This window comes from Alcaligenes sp. SMD-FA (genome assembly GCF_025960365.1).
Lineage (GTDB): Bacteria > Pseudomonadota > Gammaproteobacteria > Burkholderiales > Burkholderiaceae_B > Alcaligenes > Alcaligenes aquatilis.
Genome location: NZ_CP110108.1, coordinates 1,853,660 through 1,868,892 on the forward strand (window position 1 = coordinate 1,853,660; position 15,233 = coordinate 1,868,892).

Consider the following 15,233-nt stretch of genomic DNA (forward strand, 5'->3'; position numbering starts at 1 on the left):
GAGAATAGTGAAATGCTGACGATTAAAGATTTGCGCGCTTCGGTTGAAGATAAACCTATCCTTAAAGGTCTGAATCTTCAGATCAATCCCGGCGAAGTCCACGCCATCATGGGCCCGAACGGCTCGGGCAAGAGCACCTTGTCCCAGGTGCTGGCTGGCCGTGAAGACTACACCGTTGAAGGCGGTTCGGTAGATTGGCTGGGTCAAGACCTGCTGGAAATGAAGATCGAAGACCGTGCCCGTTCCGGCCTGTTCCTGGCATTCCAGTACCCCATTGAAATTCCCGGTGTCTCCAACGCCTATTTCCTGCGTGCTTCCGTGAACGCCGTGCGCCGTCATCAGGGCTTGCCTGAGCTGGACGCCATGGACTTCCTCAAGCGCGTTAAAGAGGAAATGAAGATTGTTGGGATGCGTGAAGAGTTTCTGTACCGCTCCGTGAACGAGGGTTTCTCCGGCGGTGAAAAGAAACGCAACGAAGTTTTGCAAATGAGCCTGCTCGAACCCAAACTGGCCATTCTGGACGAAACCGACTCCGGTCTGGATATTGACGCTTTGCGCGTGGTCGCTGATGGCGTGAACCGTCTGCGTTCCCCCGAGCGCTCCTTGCTGGTGATCACTCACTACCAACGTCTGCTGGACTACATCGTGCCTGACTTTGTGCACGTGTTGGCGGGCGGTCAGATTATCCGTTCCGGTGGCCGTGAACTGGCTTTGGAGCTGGAAGAACGTGGCTACGGTTGGGTGCTGGAACAAGCCGCCGCCGAACAAAAAGCCAAGGGAGCTGCGGTATGAGTCTGCCAGATTGGGTCAACAGCTTTGCCGCTCAGGCTGCACAAGCACCTGGGGCCGGTCTGCCATGGCTAAGCGCTATGCGTCAGCGCGCTCTGGATCGTTTTGCACAAGAAGGCTGGCCAACCACGCGTATTGAAGCCTGGCATCACACCTCTTTGGCTTTGCTGGAACAACAACGCTTTGCGCCTCAGAAATCGGCTTCGGCTGCTGAGAGGGTGGCCGCAGTGCGCCAGAACGAAGACGGGTATTTCCTGGTCTTTGTAGATGGTCATTACGACGCGTCCTTGTCGCACCTGAGTCAATTGCCTGCAGGCGTGCGCTTGTCGTCGCTCAGCGCCTGTCTGCAACAAGAGGCTGACTGGCTGGAGCAAGCTTACGGGGATGAATCCCGGGGGGCTTCCACTGCTGCCTTGAACCTGGCCTTGGCCCAGGACGGTGCTGCACTGCATGTGGCTGCTGGTCAACATCTGGAGCAGCCTGTCCATTTGGTGTTTGTACGCACGCAAGGGGGCAGCGCCAGTTTCACGCGTAACCTGATTTCCTTGGAATCCGGTGCCAGTGCAACCGTCGTGGAGCACTATCTGGGTGAGGAAGGGACTGACGCTTCCCTGAGCAGCGTGGTGACTCGTCTGAACGTGTCCCCCGATGCCAACCTGACGCACATGAAGTTGCAGCAGGAAGCCCCGCAGGACTTCCATCTGGCCGCTATTGATGTTCAGCAAGGCCGTGGTTCGGTATTTAACTCGCATTCCCTGTCGTTTGGTGCTCGTATTGCCCGTAACGACATTGCTACCGTGTTCAATGGTGAGCGCTGCGAAACCTTGTTCAATGGTTTGTACTATGTAGACGGTCGCCGTCATGTAGATCACAACACCATCATTGATCATGCCCAGCCTAACTGCCAAAGCCGTGAGTTCTACCGCGGTATTCTGGCCGACACCGCTCGCGGCGTATTTAGTGGTCGCATTCTGGTTGGCAAGGGCGCTGACGGTACGGATTCGGTGCAACGCTCGGACAGTTTGCTCTTGTCCAAGATGGCACGTGCGGACTCCCGCCCCGAGCTGGAAATCTATGCGGATGACGTCAAGTGCGCACATGGTGCCACGGTGGGTCAACTGGATGCGGACAGCCTGTTTTACCTGCGTTCGCGCGGTATGACGATGGAAGATGCTCGCAATATGCTGATCTACGCGTTTGCGGCCCAGTCTTTGGAGCGTATCGCTTCCGAGAGTCTGCGTAGCCGTGCCACGGTTGGTATCAATGCTTTGTTGCCCGGCGGTCTTGCCCTTGGAGAGCTTGCATGAATGCGCCTATGCCCGTAACTGCTGCTGGTTTGCTGAATCACCGCGAGGATTTCCCTATCCTGGCCCGCCCCATCCGGGGCCAACGCCTGTCCTATCTGGATAACGGGGCGACGACGCAAAAGCCGCGCTCGGTCATTGAAGCCGAGGCGCGATTCTATGAGCAGTCCAATGCCAACATCCACCGTGGTGTGCATTGGCTATCTCAGCATGCTACTGAGCTGTACGATCAGGCCAGAAGCACAGTGCGGGCATTTCTGAATGCCGCGCGCGACGAAGAAATTGTGTTTACGCGTGGCACCACAGAATCCATCAATCTGGTGGCGTATAGCTGGGGCATGGACAACCTGAAAGCAGGCGATGAAATCTTGCTGACGGGCTTGGAGCATCACTCCAATATCGTGCCTTGGCAATTGGTTGCACAACGTACCGGTGCCATCATTCGCGTGGTGCCTGTGCTGGACAATGGCGAGCTGGATCAGGAAGCGTTCAAGCAATTGCTCAATGAAAAAACCCGCTTGTTGGCCGTGGGGCATGTGTCCAATGCCTTGGGTACGATCAATCCCATCGCTGACATGACCCGTCAGGCGCATGCCGTCGGTGCCAAGGTACTGGTGGATGGCGCTCAATCCGTTCCCCACGGTGTGGTGGACGTGCAGGCTCTGGATGCTGACTTCTACACGTTCTCGGCACACAAACTGTACGGCCCCACGGGTATGGGCGCTTTGTACGTACGCTACGAGATTCTGGACAGCATGTCACCTTGGATGGGTGGCGGAGACATGATCACCACCGTCAGTTTCGAGCAAAGCAATTACGCGCCGGTTCCACAGCGCTTTGAGGCAGGTACGCCCAATATCGCGGGCGCCATCACTATGGCAGCTGCCATGGATTATTTGATGGGTATAGGTATGCAGCGTATTGCCGACCACGAGGCGCTATTGCTGGAGTATGCGACCGACGCTTTGTTGGCCATGCCGGGTATCCGTATTGTCGGTACGGCCGCACACAAGGCAGGCATTGTGTCCTTCTTGGTCGATGGCATTCACCCACACGATCTGGGCACCATCCTAGACATGGACGGTGTTGCCGTGCGTGCTGGTCACCATTGTGCCATGCCCTTGATGACACGTTTTGGCATTCCGGGCACAGCTCGTGCCTCCTTTGCCTTGTATAACGATTACGCAGACATTGATGCTTTGCTGGCTAGCCTGCGCAAAGCTCAGAAACTATTTGGAGTTGGCTAAATGAGCCAGGATTTCAACGGGCTGCGCGAGCTCTACCAAGAGGTCATTTTTGACCATAATCGCAGCCCGCGTAACTTTGAAGTAATAGAAAACGCCAGCCATTTTGCCAATGGCCACAATCCTCTGTGCGGGGATCAACTGGCTGTTTACGCGGTCGTGGAAGACGGCATTGTGCAGAAAGTCAGCTTTGTGGGGCATGGCTGCGCTATTTCCAAAGCCTCGGCATCCTTGATGACCGAAGCGGTGAAGGGCCTGAGTCTGGCCGAGTTTGAGTCTCTCTTTCAAGATATGCACGCCATGCTGACAGAGGCCCATCCCGATCGAGATCTGGGCAAGTTGGAAGTGTTGTCGGGTGTGCGTGAATTCCCCGCACGGGTTAAATGTGCCACTTTGGCCTGGCATACCCTGCATAACGCCATCAATCAGGCCAAAGAAACCGCGCAAACCGAATAAAGGCGCAAGCAAGTCATGAGCTACTTTGAACGACATGATGTGCTGGTCAGCCGGGACTGTCCGGCTGTCAGTATCCCTTACGGTGCTCCCGTTACGATCGAGGCGGGTTGTACAGCAACGATTACCCAGAAGCTGGGTGGCAGCTATACCGTGATGGTAGAGGGCAACCTTTACCGAATTGAAGGTGTCGATGCCGATGCGCTGGGTTTCGAGTCTCAGGATAAACCCGAGGTTTTTGTACCCGAGCTGCCTCTGAGCGAAAAAACCATTGAAGACGCTGCCTGGATTGTGCTTGCCAGCGTGTACGATCCGGAAATCCCGGTCGATATCGTTAATCTGGGTCTGGTGTACGCCTGTCATGTAAACCAGACTGGGCCGGAAACGTTCTCCATCACTATGGACATGACGCTGACGGCTCCGGGTTGCGGTATGGGCACCATGATTGCGGACGAAGCCCGCTACAAGCTGGAGACCATCCAGGGCGTAGAGAAAGCGGTGGTGGAGCTGGTTTGGGATCCTCCTTGGAGCCGGGAACGTATGAGTGAATCAGCCCGCTTGCAATTAGGGATGCTGTAGTAGAAAAGCCTGCGGTTAGCAGGCTTTTTCGATGTGGGTGTTGGGCATCCCTAGCCTGGCTCCTTTGGAGACCGCGTGATAGACGGCCTCGTTGCGGTTGTGTACGTTCATCCGCATATACAGGGTTTCAGCATGCGCTTTGGCTGTAGCCGATGAAATATTCAACTGCCGGGCCACGCCCTTGATGGTCATGCCGCGTGCCAATAGCACCAGCACTTCATACTGGCGCGGCGTCAGGCCCAGCAGCCGTGCTTCGTCAAGATGGTTTGTTTCAGGATCGGCGGGTGGCCAGCGTATGGGCTCGTAGGATGTAATCAGCTTGTCGGGATGGGCTTGGAACGGCGATGGACTCGATGGCGGGGTTACAGGCGTGGCCATTGCCGTCGTTTGATGCTGGGGCGCAGGCGATGGAAAACAGGAGCCGCCGGCCAACACCAGATTGATCGAAGCCGCCATTAATTCCGGTGTGGCGGTCTTGAGCAAATGTCCCATAACGCCGGCAGGCATGTCTTGAAGCGCAGGCAAGGCGTAGTGGGACTCGGCTATCAGGAGTACGGCGCTGGGTTGCAGGCTGCGGTGCGCATCAGCCAGCAGCTTCAAACAGGCCTTGGCCGATGGCACCGACAATAGCAGCAGCTCACAACATCGTGTCTGCAGACCGGTTTCCATTGATTCGTAGTCCATGCTGAGCAGTTCCGCGCTGGGCAGGGTGTCTGCCAGCAGCCGTACGATACCCAACCTGAATAAGGTGTGTGGCTCCACGATGATAATTGTTGTCATTTTATGTCTCCCTCGCTGCGTCATAGGCTCTATGTCATTACGTTGAATAAGCCTTTTGTTGGTTGGATTGCATGTGTCATTGTCTTTGGTAGTTATGGGTATTTTCTTTTCTTGTTTCCTGTTGGCAGCCTAATTATCAGGTGGCTAGCCGCATTCAGAACTGACGAATTATGTGAAATTGTTAATCATTGTTGGTTTCCGTTAAATTTTGATGTTTTAAACGTCATGCTGTGCCGAAAAGCTCGGATTAGGTATCTAGAAAGCCTTATAAACTCGGGTTACTCCTATGCTCCATAATCCCTAAACCGCTTACATATCAATAGCTTGGGTGTTGTCAGCGGCGCCTACTATATAACATATTGCCGCTGACATTTGGCTTACATTAGCCGGTTAGTGCTGGTTGACATACGCATTGTTGAAGTTGCCCGTCTGGGTGACGGTGCTGTTGTGGCTCAGGCCGCTTTGCACCACTTGAGCGCGGTTGCCCCAACCGTTCTGCATTACCGACGAGTCCAGGTTGAAACCGACCTGGGTAACCACGGCCTTGTTATAGCCGCCGCCCTGGCTGATGTAGGAATCGTTGCCGATGCCTGCTTGGGAGTTGTAGGCGTCATTACCCAAACCACTTTGGATGATGTTGCTATCGTTGCTGTAGCCGGTCTGTTCAGTAACGGCTTTGTTATGCGAGCCGATCTGAACAATACTGGCGTGCAGGCGATCCGAATTGCCCCACCACGTGCCGGTTTGGCTGATAGTGGCATCATTTTTGTGGCCACCGCCCTGGACGATGGAGGCGTTCGAGTTGGAGACATTCCACTGATCGATCACGCCTTTGTCGTACTTGCCGCTGTCGGTGATGCTGGCGGTCGAGCTCATGCTTTTGTATTGATTGATGTACGCATCTCCCTTGTACCCCGACTGGGTAATGAAGGCGTTGACATGGCTGCTGTTGTCTTGCTCGATGACCGAGTCGTTGCGCGCGCCGCTGTCGTTGATGACAGCCAGTGCGTCACGGGTTCGGTATTGATTGACATAGGCATCGCCCATTTGTCCCGTTTGGTTTACCCAGGCCTGGTCACCGGTGCTGCGGACTTGTTCCACAACCGCCTTGTTGTCCGAGCGTAATTGCTTGATGCCGATTTGCGAACCGTTGGCCTGCCATTGGCTGGCAAAGGCGTCGTTGCGGTTGCGTGACTGGGTGATGGTGATCGTGGAGTTGCCGCCGCTGCGGCTTTGTTCCACCACGGCCTTGTTGTCGTTGCCGTTGATGACCTTCACGGTGGTGCGAACCGTACCGTTATCCCATTGGTTGATGTAATCGTCGTTGCGGTCTCCATTCACGTCGATGGTCGCGTTGGCGTTGGCGTTGTGGTTTTGAAGAACGACGCCTTTGTTGAAATTGCCGGTCTGCGTCACGGTGGCGTTGTCAGCCAGCGCCAGTGTGGGCAGGGCCAGCGCGGTGCCCAGGGCAATAGCTAATGTGGACAGTTTGCCGTTCATATACTTCTCCTCAGTGCATGTTGAAGACCGTTGTTAGGAAAGAGAGCGGTGGCCGGTCTTCTCGGAACCACCGCGCTGTCTGCTCGTGTTTAACTGCCGGTAACTGGAGCGGTCTGCACCTCATCGCTTGTGGCCTCAGAATTGGTCACAGCGGTCTGGGTGCGCAGGCTGCGATAGGTTTCGTTTTGCTTCATGTAGTTCTGCACGATGGGGTTGTTACGGTCGGCCTCGTTTCGCAGTCGCCATTGGCCTTCCCTCATGCCTTGCACGATCAGATGCACCACTGCCGATTCAATGGCCTCTTTGACCGAGAGCTGGGCCGGTTCGTTGTTGGTTACGCCGGCCTCGATTTCCAGCAGGTCTTTGAAGTTCACGAACTTGTAGACGCTGGGCCGGACTTCGTAGGAAAAGATGGTCTTGGTGGTGGACACGCTTTGCAAAATGTTGCCGGTGCGCACGTCGATGGCTCGCAGGTTGACCGTGACTTGGTCAACCCGATACTGGGTAGACAGGCCTACGCCCAGAAAGCGCGCGCCCGCGCCGCCTGTGCGCACATTGCTTTCATAGGAGATGATGCCTCCGTCCATCATGATTTCGGCCGGGGCTAGCGGCGGGATGTTGATGGCGGTGCGCTGGCCGTTTTCCTGCGATCCGTCTAGGGCGCGCACGATGCGCCGCTCGGTCAGCAGTTCCTGCAGGCTTTCGCGCTCGACCGGAGTGAACCAGCGCGAGTCACGCAAGGCTTTGACCAGCAGGGCGGCGGCTCCCTGGGTGACTGAGGTGGAAAAGGAGCTGTCCGGATTGGGCTTGTATTGGCCGGTCTGGTCACGAAACCCATAGACGGCTACGGTCAGGCGCTGGGCGGGCGCGGGCAGCTCCAGCAGATCGTGCGTGGCTGGCGAGGCGGGCGTCAGGTAGGCAGAGCCTTTGACTTCGGCCGGGGTGGAGGGGACGGCGCAGGCAGCCAGGGCCGAGGTCAGGGCCAGCACGCTTAACAGGCGCGTTGGGCGCGCGTTCAGGACGGTCACTGTGCTCATCATGGTTGCATCACTCGGAAAGTAGTGGAAGCGCCGGTGATCCGGTCCGTGGTGGTGATCGTCAGTGCTCCGCCGCCGATATCGACGACGCTGACAGTAAAGCTGCCGGTCTCGAAGGTGCCGGGTACGAATTTGCCGTTGCTGTCCACAAACTGCGAGGACGCGGCCGAGGCCAGGCGGCTGAGTACCGAGCGCTCCAACTGATCGTTGAAGTCCTGGAAGGGCGTGCGCTGCTCAAAGGACGAGCCCAGGTCTTCGGCTTCGGGGTCTGTGTGCTTGTTGGTGACCTGGGCCGAGTTCAGTAGCCATTGCCCATTGAGCGGGCTGCCGCCGAAATTCGGATTGACGGGGGTATATATCAGTTCGGTTGCATGGACGGGAGCAAAGAGCGCACCGGTCAGCAGAACAGAGGCAAGGGGCAGGAAAGTCTTCACGTTATGTCTCTCTTATTAAAGTTCGTCCGGAGCAAGGTCCGGGTTGTTGGTGAGTACGCGTTCGATTTCGCTTTTATTGACGTTTTCCAGAACAAGATCCACGGCCCGCTCACTGGCCTTCTTTGTGCCGGAACGCGCGGGCGTGAGAAAAGCGTGATACATGCGCTGGCGACGGTATTCGACCCAGATTTCGCTGCCCCAGCGGGCCGACGGGCGCTCCACCACCGTCAGGGTGAAGGGGCTGGCCCCGGTCAGCTCGCGCCAGCGATTGCTGAAGTAGCGGTAAAAGTCTTGTCCTTGCACCGTTACGGTGCGGTTGATGACGATGCCCGCGAGCGGATCGTCAAACAGGTTCTTGCGAACCACTTCAGCCTGCCGGATGGCTTCCATGAAGTTGGCCGGTTTGGGCTTGCTGGTATCTCTGCCTGGTTGTGCGGCGGCGCTGCTCATGACACACAGCATTGCCAGCAGCACGGCCCCTTGTTGGTATGGTTTTGTCATTGCAGCACCTGTTGTTCCTTCGCCTTACGGCTTGATACATCGGCGTTACTGACTATGGTAGAGACGGCCATCTGCAATTACATGAGCCGCATTTCCTAGGCTGTTTGCCCTTGTGCAGGGTTGTTTTTGCGTCGGTACTATTGATTCGGCGTAGGCTGTTTGGAGTAGGCGCGCGGACGAAAGATCAGCGGTGTCAGTGGTTTTGCGTCGTGGGTGCCGGTTGCCTGCTGCATGGGCAACGGATTGGCTGCTTCCACATGCTGTACCGCGCCGTCCTGGGCGTTGTAGAGCACGACGATGCGGCTGTGGCGCACGGTATCGATCTGTTCGTGATCAAAATGCGGCAGGGGGGGCTGCTTGGCGCGATGCAAGCGGCTGCGTTGGCGGTACAGAGCCTGGCGCAGGTGGCGCTGCTGGCGCTGCTGGCGTCGCCAGCGTGACCAGGCCAACAGCAGCAGGCCGTTGGTCAGCAGAACCGCCCCGTAGAACAGAAAGGTGGTCAGGGTCGGGAAGATCGGGTCTATCTGTTCGTAGCCAGCTTTGTCCATGGTGTGACCGATCAATAGGAGCAAGCCTTTGGCGATCAGGTAACTGAAGACGAACCAGCCGGCGATGGTCAGTAGACGGTCTATCCAGCGAGTGATGGGATGGCGTTGGGTCGTGATGATCATGACAGCTCCTTGATACCCCGGTCGGGGCTGCTCCAGCGGGCGCGTTTGCGACGCAGGCGCAGCATGACCATGGGGAAACTCCACAGCGTGGTTAAGAAATTGATCAACCAGTAGACAAATGGGTACCAGATGATCCAGAACATCGACAGGGGCAGATCGGGCTCGTAGCGACGGTCGATCCAGATGCTGACGGCGAACTGCAGCAGGCACATGCCGGCCAGCACCATACCGGTGAACGAGGGTGGGAACAGGCCGTCGATCTGGGTGGCCGCAGGCAAGTGGAGCACTTGTCCAAGCAACCAAACCAGCATCGCCACGCCCAGGGCGAAACTCCATAAGGTCGAGCACAGGTATTCCAGAGTCAGGGGCCACATGTCGCGGTTTTCCCAGCGCAGTACTTGCGGGGTGTATTTCAGGAAGGTTTCCGCCCCGCCCTGAGCCCAGCGCAAACGTTGCTTGAACAGGCCTTTCAGTGTTTCGGGCATCAGCACCCAGCACAGGGCGCGCGGCTCATAGAACACCTGCCAGCCGGCCAACTGCAACTTCCAGGTCACATCGATGTCCTCGGTGATCATGTCCAGACTCCAGTAGTCCACTTCGTCCAAGGCCTGGCGACGAAAGCCTGCGATCACGCCGGAAATCGTGAAGATTTTTCCGTAGACGCGCTGCGTGCGCTTGATCAGCCCGATGATCGAGGAGAACTCGCCAACCTGGATGCGGCCGATCAGGGTGGAGCGCGTGCGGATGCGCGGATTGCCGGTAGTGGCACCGACTTCCGGGTTGTGCAGCATGGGGGCGACCAGGTAATTGACGCCTTCCGGGTCCAGGTAAGCATCGCCGTCTATACACACGAAGTAATCGCCGCTGGCGCTCATGGCTCCCATGCGCAGGGCCAGTGCCTTGCCCTGGTTCTGGGCCAGGTGGATGACGCGCAGCTTGTCGTGCTCCTCGCTCAGTTCATTGAGCACTTGGGCGGTGCGATCGCTGGAGCCGTCGTTGATGGCGATGACTTCGATGTTGGGATAGACCTGATTCAGCGCGGACAGGATGGTAGAGCGGGCGTTGGCCTGTTCGTTAAAGCAAGGGATCAGGATGCTGACCAGCGGCATGCCTTCCAGTTCGGGTGGGGCGTGTGGTTTATAGGTCCAGCGGCGTTCATGCTGGAACCAGAAGATCAAGCCACCGCCTATCCATATGCCCGACATGAACAGCGGGTACATGAAGATGAAGTAGAGTAGTAGGTGGCTGGTCAGGGCGACGGTGATTCCCAGAGGAATTCCGACGATCAGGCACAGGGCCAATAGGGCGATCAGTCGTTCAATCATTTTTTGTTGGATACCATTCAATCGTGATTTCCGGACGAATCACGTTCATCTTGGGCTGATTGTTGACAAAATCGTCTGGGTAATAGCCGACATGTCGCGCCCCTCTTGCCGTCAGGGCATTGAGCCAGCCGGCCACCAGATGGGAGTCCAGCGGACGGGATGGCTGACCTTGGCCGGGCCAATCGACGGATTGCACTTCGAACACGGTGCGGCGCAGGCCTTCTGGGTGGCTGGCCACCTTATCGACCAGCTCGTTCAGCCAGGTCACGGCATGCTGATCGTGGATGTCTTCCATGCGGGGCATGGCCATCACGGCAGTCCAGTCGTAGGCTTGCAGAAAATCGTTCAGGTTCTGGGCAAACCACTGTTCGCTCTGGGCCTGCAGAACCGGTAGGGCGTACATATTGCGGGCCGTACTGATCTGCGGGCCGCGCTGCTTGCGTACCCGATCAGCCAGTTCCTGGGTCAAGTCGATCAGGGCTTGTGATTTAAAGCGCGTCCAGCGCTCAAACTGCTCGGGATTGGCTCGTATCGTCCCGATGTCCCTGCCAAAGCCGGCTTTTTCGTAGGCGTCCAGGGCGGCGGGCGAGGCATCCTCAAAGTCGGTCAGCGTGGCATCGTCATGGAATACGACACCAAAGAAGATGGCGCTGCGTCCCAGATCTTCGTACAGATCGCCCATGATCTGGCGGGTGCGCGGGTCAAAGGGGGACAGGCGGCGGTAGCCTTGTGTGGGCAGGGAAGGCGGGCTGCCGTCGGCATGCCATTGCAGTACGTGTTGCGCCGGCTCGGACGTATCGATGGCCAGCACGGGCATCCATGCAAAGACATTGACGTGGGCACGCGAACTTAATTGCCAGGCTGTGCGGTTGAACAGGTCGGCGCGCATGGGCAGGTGGCGGTTGGGAAAGTAGACCGAGCGCACCAGGCCATCGCCTGTGGGGTCGGCGAAGGCTTGCAGATAGACACTACGTGGTTTCAGGTCTGCGATGCGTTGCACCAGGGCGCTCAAGTTGCGTTCCATCTGCGCCGGATCGGGGTCGTACACATAATCCAGATCCACATGCACCACGCGTTCGGCCTGACGGTCTTCACGGGCAGTGATAAAGCCTGCAAAGGTGCTGATGTCCGGGTCGTTATCCACCAGATAGCGTGGCATATTCATCAGGTCGTGGACGTTGGCCACGCCGTCGGTCAGCGTCAGGGCCATCTGATAGCCTTCTTGCTCCAGAATTTGCAGGCCCAGGCCGCTGATCCGGCCATAGGGCCAGACCCAGACGCGCGGCGGCTTACCGGCGTGCTGTTTGACGCGGGCACTGATGGCGCGCACATCCTCGCGAAAGCGGGCGGTGTACTCGGCATCGGTCTCGTAGCGTTTCTGATCGGTCAGGTAGCGATGCGCGGCAGCCACCGGCTGGATATTGCCTTGTGGGTTGGCGATGGCACCGTAATGCATGTTTTGGGTGTGCGCGCCGATTTCCACCAAACCGGAGTTGGCCATTTCGTCGATTTGCGCCCAGTGCAAAAAGCGCGAACGTTCGGTGGGAAGACCGCCGAAGTCCACTTTTTCGTTGTCGGGGGTGTCCAACCATTTGCCGACCGGGGCCAGCAGCGCAGGCCATTGATAGGCTTTGAGCAGCGGGAACACGCGGGTATAGAAACTTTGATACCCGTCGTCAAATGACAGCAGCACTGCCTTTTCAGGCAGAGGCTCCACACCTTGGCGGGCGCGCATAATTTGCTCTACGCTGACCGGCACATAGTTGTTTTCCTGTAGCCAGGAAAACTGCTGGCGCAGGTGCTCGGTACTGACGCTCAGGTACGCCTGGTTAGGATCGTGGTCCTCCACGTCGTGGTAGGCGATGATGAGCAGCTCGTCATTGCGCCAGGGCTGCTCTTGTTGTTCGAGGCGACGCTGCTCGGGCGGCACATACAGGGCCGGCGGGCTGGCGCTACAGGCCGATAAAAGGGCGCTGAAGGCCACTATCAGAAGGGTCAGGATTCGTGTGCTCATTGTCGTGGCCGCTTAGAATTTGATCTTGAGTTCAACCATGCCGCTGTACTGCTGTTCGCGCTGGCCGTCATAGGGGCGGGACAGGGCCTGCAGGCGCAGGCCGACTTCCAGATTGCGGTCGTGCTGGTAGTTCAGTTCGTAGGCGACCGAACCTACGGCACCACTGCCATAGCCGCTTTGGTGATGTAGGCCCACACCCAGTGTCAGGGCCTGGGTCAGGCGCTCGTCGTAGTGTTGGTAAATCAGGTGCTCCAGACGTAGGGCAGGCACAGCCATGTATTCGCGCCGTGGGCTGTAGTAGGGTCTGTCTTGGTCTTTGTTGCCGGAAGCCCATAGCTCCAGCTGGGCGTCGGCCTTGATGCGCGGGCTGGTGTAGATGCGTTGGTTACCTGTGATCTGCAGGCTCTGACGTACGTTGTTGTCAGAGAATTTTGTCCCGGTGTAGGCGGCTTGCACCCATTGCTCGGGGCCATTTTGCCAGCGCAACCGCACTTGTCCCTGGTTGGCCGTGATGCCTGCGGCCAGGGCGCGATTCGGAATATCCAGGGTGCGATAGTCCAAGGTGCCGCCGATGCTCCAGTGATCGTTCAGCTCGTGATCGACCTGTAGGCTGGCCCCCATTTTGTTGCCCTGGCCCCAGTTCTGGTTGTTGATCATCAGCTGCGATTGCCAGTCGCGGCCGCGGTATTCCAGACCAGCTCCCTGCCAGATTACGTTGTGGCCAAGCTCGTCGCTGGTATCCAGATGCCCGGCCAGGGCGGTGACGCGCCAGTTGTAGTCGATGGGGGCGCTGTACCATTGCGCCTCAGTGCGTATGCCGTCATTGCCCGAGACATCGCCACCGTTGCTGGTTTCAAAACCGCTGCGCAAAATCAGTTCGTTCTTGCGGTAGGTTTGCCAGTCTTTTTCCAGTTCCGTGACCCGCATATTAGTGGGGTAGTGCGCTTTGGCATACGCTAATAGTTCTTCGGCCTGGCGGTATTCGTGCAGGTCCAGGGCGGTCTGGGCCTGGCTGATGATGACGTCTTCTTGACGCGGCGCATAGGTTTCAGCGATCTTCAGATTGCGTTCCGCCGCCCTTGGCATACCCGATATGCGCTGGACATCGGCCAGCGGCACGCGCAGATTGACGTTGCTTGGTGCCTGTGCGCTGGCCTTGGCCAGATTTTCGCGCGCGTCCTTGAGCAAACCCGTATAGGTATAGAGCGAGTTTTTCAAAATCAAGGTGTCGGTATAGCCTGGATTGGGCTGGGGGATTGGATTGCCGCGTAGCCAGCGAGTGGCGGGCATGTCTTTTTCCATGCGCTCGGCCAATGCCAGTGCCTGATCTTCGCGGCCAGACTCCAGCAAGGAAAAGGCCAATCCGGTTTGATAGCGTGTGCGTGTTTTTGCGTCCAGCGAGGGTTCGGCCAACGCCCGCTCGTAGCTGGATACGGCTTGTTCGGGGTGACGGGCGCGCAGTTGCAGGGCTCCTAGCGAGGCGTAGGCATAGCCTGGATACTGGGCCGCCCGTTCGGGAGCAATGTCTACTGTAGAGGGCGCGTCTTCGCGTGTGTCCACCGCAATCAGACGGTCACCACGGATGCGGCGGGCGAAAGCGGGGTTACCCAGAAAGCTGGCGCTGTCAGCCAGTTTGTCTTGCAACGCGATGGCTCGGTTGGCGACCAGAAAACGTTCGGGCAGTGTGCGTGTGGGCTGGGGCGACAGCCGGGTCAATTCAGCGGCATAGTCGGCTTGACGGTCAGCCAGGTCTGCGTTCGAGAAGATGTCGGGATGTTGCGTTTGCCATTCCATCGCCTGGCGGTGCAGACCGGCGGCATGCAGGGACTGGTCATAATCCCGGATGACGTCGGTTTTGTCTGGCTGGGCAGCCAGAGCATCCTGGCTGACGCGTAGGGCTTCGTAGTTCTGGCCGGCAGCGCGGTAGATGTAGCTGCGCGTCAGCAGGTAATTGGTGTTTTGGCGTGTGGCCGGCTGCAGTTGCTGGGCGCAGCTCAAGGCCTGGGCAGTCAGTCCGGCATCGGCCAGGCTCATGCACAGGCCCATGGTGAAGGCGGCTTGCTGTGGAAAGCGCCGCATTCCTTCCCGATACAGGTTTTGGGCCGGTGTCCATTGGCGCGTATCTTTGTGGGCGCGTGCTGTCAGCAGCAATACATCGGCCGGCAAGGGCAGGTTGGTCGGCCAGCTTTCGTACAGGCGGATGACCTCTTGCGGCTGGCCTGCCCAGGCATGAATGCGCATCAGATCAAGCTGGACACGTGTCTCTTGCGGATGCTGTTGCCGGTACTGCTGCAAGCCGGCAATGGCGGACTGGTATTGGCCTTGGCGTGCCTGTTTGATCCAATCCTCGTAGGAGGCGGCATGCAGGCTGGTGCTACATGCGGTCAGTACCAGCAGGGTAAAGGAATCCAGCCAGAACCGGCGCAGAAACGAGGTTCTGGCTGGAAAGAGGCCGACGTTTTGCAGAGCTTGTCTTTTTATTGATCGCCTGGACACTTCTCTTCCCCTTGTTATTTGTATATGCTTCTTGCCACTGTTCGTTACTGAGCGAACAGAAGGGTCTTAAGGGATATCCTAGGAGTCTGGGCCTCTGGCGGTAATT

14 protein-coding genes are annotated in these 15,233 nt (G+C 57.8%); 5 read left to right on the plus strand and 9 right to left on the minus strand.

The window, feature by feature from the left end; genetic code table 11:
* Nucleotides 1-12: 12 nt before the first annotated feature.
* Genes sufC through sufT form a run of 5 tightly spaced genes read left to right on the plus strand, consistent with a single transcriptional unit; the run spans nucleotide 13 to nucleotide 4,369 of the window.
* Nucleotides 13-792: a Fe-S cluster assembly ATPase SufC gene (sufC, locus tag OKX01_RS08585; RefSeq protein ID WP_094196592.1), complete on the plus strand. Its 780-nt coding sequence runs from the start codon at nucleotides 13-15 to the stop codon at nucleotides 790-792.
* On the plus strand, nucleotides 789-2,096 hold the full coding sequence (gene sufD / locus OKX01_RS08590; RefSeq protein ID WP_264672780.1) for a Fe-S cluster assembly protein SufD: 1,308 nt from the start codon (nucleotides 789-791) through the stop codon (nucleotides 2,094-2,096). Before sufC ends, sufD begins: the two co-directional genes overlap by 4 nt.
* Nucleotides 2,093-3,340: a cysteine desulfurase gene (locus OKX01_RS08595; protein WP_094196594.1), complete on the plus strand. Its 1,248-nt coding sequence runs from the start codon at nucleotides 2,093-2,095 to the stop codon at nucleotides 3,338-3,340. Before sufD ends, OKX01_RS08595 begins: the two co-directional genes overlap by 4 nt.
* Nucleotides 3,341-3,793: a Fe-S cluster assembly sulfur transfer protein SufU gene (gene sufU / locus OKX01_RS08600; RefSeq protein WP_009454366.1), complete on the plus strand. Its 453-nt coding sequence runs from the start codon at nucleotides 3,341-3,343 to the stop codon at nucleotides 3,791-3,793.
* Nucleotides 3,794-3,808: 15 nt separating this feature from the next.
* Nucleotides 3,809-4,369 (plus strand): putative Fe-S cluster assembly protein SufT, encoded by a 561-nt coding sequence (sufT, locus tag OKX01_RS08605; RefSeq protein WP_094196595.1) that lies wholly within the window; start codon nucleotides 3,809-3,811, stop codon nucleotides 4,367-4,369.
* 15 nt (nucleotides 4,370-4,384) lie between these two features.
* Here sufT and OKX01_RS08610 read toward each other — a convergent pair whose 3' ends face one another.
* The 9 genes from OKX01_RS08610 to pgaA all read right to left on the minus strand — a co-directional run bounded on the left by OKX01_RS08610 (nucleotide 4,385) and on the right by pgaA (nucleotide 15,127).
* Nucleotides 4,385-5,149 carry a response regulator transcription factor gene (locus tag OKX01_RS08610; protein WP_094196596.1) on the minus strand — a complete coding sequence of 255 codons (765 nt, stop codon included), beginning with the start codon at nucleotides 5,147-5,149 and terminating at the stop codon, nucleotides 4,385-4,387.
* Between the two features lie 390 nt (nucleotides 5,150-5,539).
* Nucleotides 5,540-6,649, minus strand: coding sequence for a curlin-associated protein (locus tag OKX01_RS08615; RefSeq protein WP_094196597.1), 1,110 nt, complete (start codon nucleotides 6,647-6,649; stop codon nucleotides 5,540-5,542).
* Between the two features lie 89 nt (nucleotides 6,650-6,738).
* Nucleotides 6,739-7,689 carry a CsgG/HfaB family protein gene (locus tag OKX01_RS08620; RefSeq protein ID WP_413544467.1) on the minus strand — a complete coding sequence of 317 codons (951 nt, stop codon included), beginning with the start codon at nucleotides 7,687-7,689 and terminating at the stop codon, nucleotides 6,739-6,741.
* Nucleotides 7,686-8,120 (minus strand): curli assembly protein CsgF, encoded by a 435-nt coding sequence (locus tag OKX01_RS08625; protein ID WP_094196599.1) that lies wholly within the window; start codon nucleotides 8,118-8,120, stop codon nucleotides 7,686-7,688. The genes OKX01_RS08620 and OKX01_RS08625 overlap by 4 nt, the downstream gene beginning before the upstream one ends.
* 15 nt (nucleotides 8,121-8,135) lie before the next feature.
* Nucleotides 8,136-8,621 (minus strand): curli production assembly/transport protein CsgE, encoded by a 486-nt coding sequence (locus tag OKX01_RS08630; protein WP_009454353.1) that lies wholly within the window; start codon nucleotides 8,619-8,621, stop codon nucleotides 8,136-8,138.
* 137 nt (nucleotides 8,622-8,758) lie between these two features.
* Nucleotides 8,759-9,292 carry a poly-beta-1,6-N-acetyl-D-glucosamine biosynthesis protein PgaD gene (gene pgaD / locus OKX01_RS08635; RefSeq protein WP_264672781.1) on the minus strand — a complete coding sequence of 178 codons (534 nt, stop codon included), beginning with the start codon at nucleotides 9,290-9,292 and terminating at the stop codon, nucleotides 8,759-8,761.
* The gene (pgaC, locus tag OKX01_RS08640) at nucleotides 9,289-10,617 is read right to left on the minus strand and encodes a poly-beta-1,6-N-acetyl-D-glucosamine synthase (RefSeq protein ID WP_094196601.1); all 1,329 of its coding nucleotides are present in this window, start codon (nucleotides 10,615-10,617) and stop codon (nucleotides 9,289-9,291) included. Before pgaC ends, pgaD begins: the two co-directional genes overlap by 4 nt.
* On the minus strand, nucleotides 10,610-12,631 hold the full coding sequence (gene pgaB, locus OKX01_RS08645) for a poly-beta-1,6-N-acetyl-D-glucosamine N-deacetylase PgaB (RefSeq protein ID WP_094196602.1): 2,022 nt from the start codon (nucleotides 12,629-12,631) through the stop codon (nucleotides 10,610-10,612). Before pgaB ends, pgaC begins: the two co-directional genes overlap by 8 nt.
* Before the next feature lie 12 nt (nucleotides 12,632-12,643).
* Complete coding sequence (gene pgaA, locus OKX01_RS08650) at nucleotides 12,644-15,127, minus strand: poly-beta-1,6 N-acetyl-D-glucosamine export porin PgaA (RefSeq protein WP_264672782.1); 2,484 nt, start codon at nucleotides 15,125-15,127, stop codon at nucleotides 12,644-12,646.
* Between the last annotated feature and the right edge of the window lie 106 nt (nucleotides 15,128-15,233).

Excerpts from the sequence above, each read along its gene's own strand:
- sufC (WP_094196592.1), top strand. The coding sequence starts at position 13 with ATGCTGACGATTAAAGATTTGCGCGCTTCGGTTGAAGATAAACCTATC.
- sufD (WP_264672780.1), top strand. The coding sequence starts at position 789 with ATGAGTCTGCCAGATTGGGTCAACAGCTTTGCCGCTCAGGCTGCACAA.
- OKX01_RS08595 (WP_094196594.1), top strand. The coding sequence starts at position 2,093 with ATGAATGCGCCTATGCCCGTAACTGCTGCTGGTTTGCTGAATCACCGC.
- sufU (WP_009454366.1), top strand. The coding sequence starts at position 3,341 with ATGAGCCAGGATTTCAACGGGCTGCGCGAGCTCTACCAAGAGGTCATT.
- sufT (WP_094196595.1), top strand. The coding sequence starts at position 3,809 with ATGAGCTACTTTGAACGACATGATGTGCTGGTCAGCCGGGACTGTCCG.
- OKX01_RS08610 (WP_094196596.1), bottom strand. The coding sequence starts at position 5,149 with ATGACAACAATTATCATCGTGGAGCCACACACCTTATTCAGGTTGGGT.
- OKX01_RS08615 (WP_094196597.1), bottom strand. The coding sequence starts at position 6,649 with ATGAACGGCAAACTGTCCACATTAGCTATTGCCCTGGGCACCGCGCTG.
- OKX01_RS08620 (WP_413544467.1), bottom strand. The coding sequence starts at position 7,689 with ATGATGAGCACAGTGACCGTCCTGAACGCGCGCCCAACGCGCCTGTTA.
- OKX01_RS08630 (WP_009454353.1), bottom strand. The coding sequence starts at position 8,621 with ATGACAAAACCATACCAACAAGGGGCCGTGCTGCTGGCAATGCTGTGT.
- pgaD (WP_264672781.1), bottom strand. The coding sequence starts at position 9,292 with ATGATCATCACGACCCAACGCCATCCCATCACTCGCTGGATAGACCGT.
- pgaC (WP_094196601.1), bottom strand. The coding sequence starts at position 10,617 with ATGATTGAACGACTGATCGCCCTATTGGCCCTGTGCCTGATCGTCGGA.
- pgaB (WP_094196602.1), bottom strand. The coding sequence starts at position 12,631 with ATGAGCACACGAATCCTGACCCTTCTGATAGTGGCCTTCAGCGCCCTT.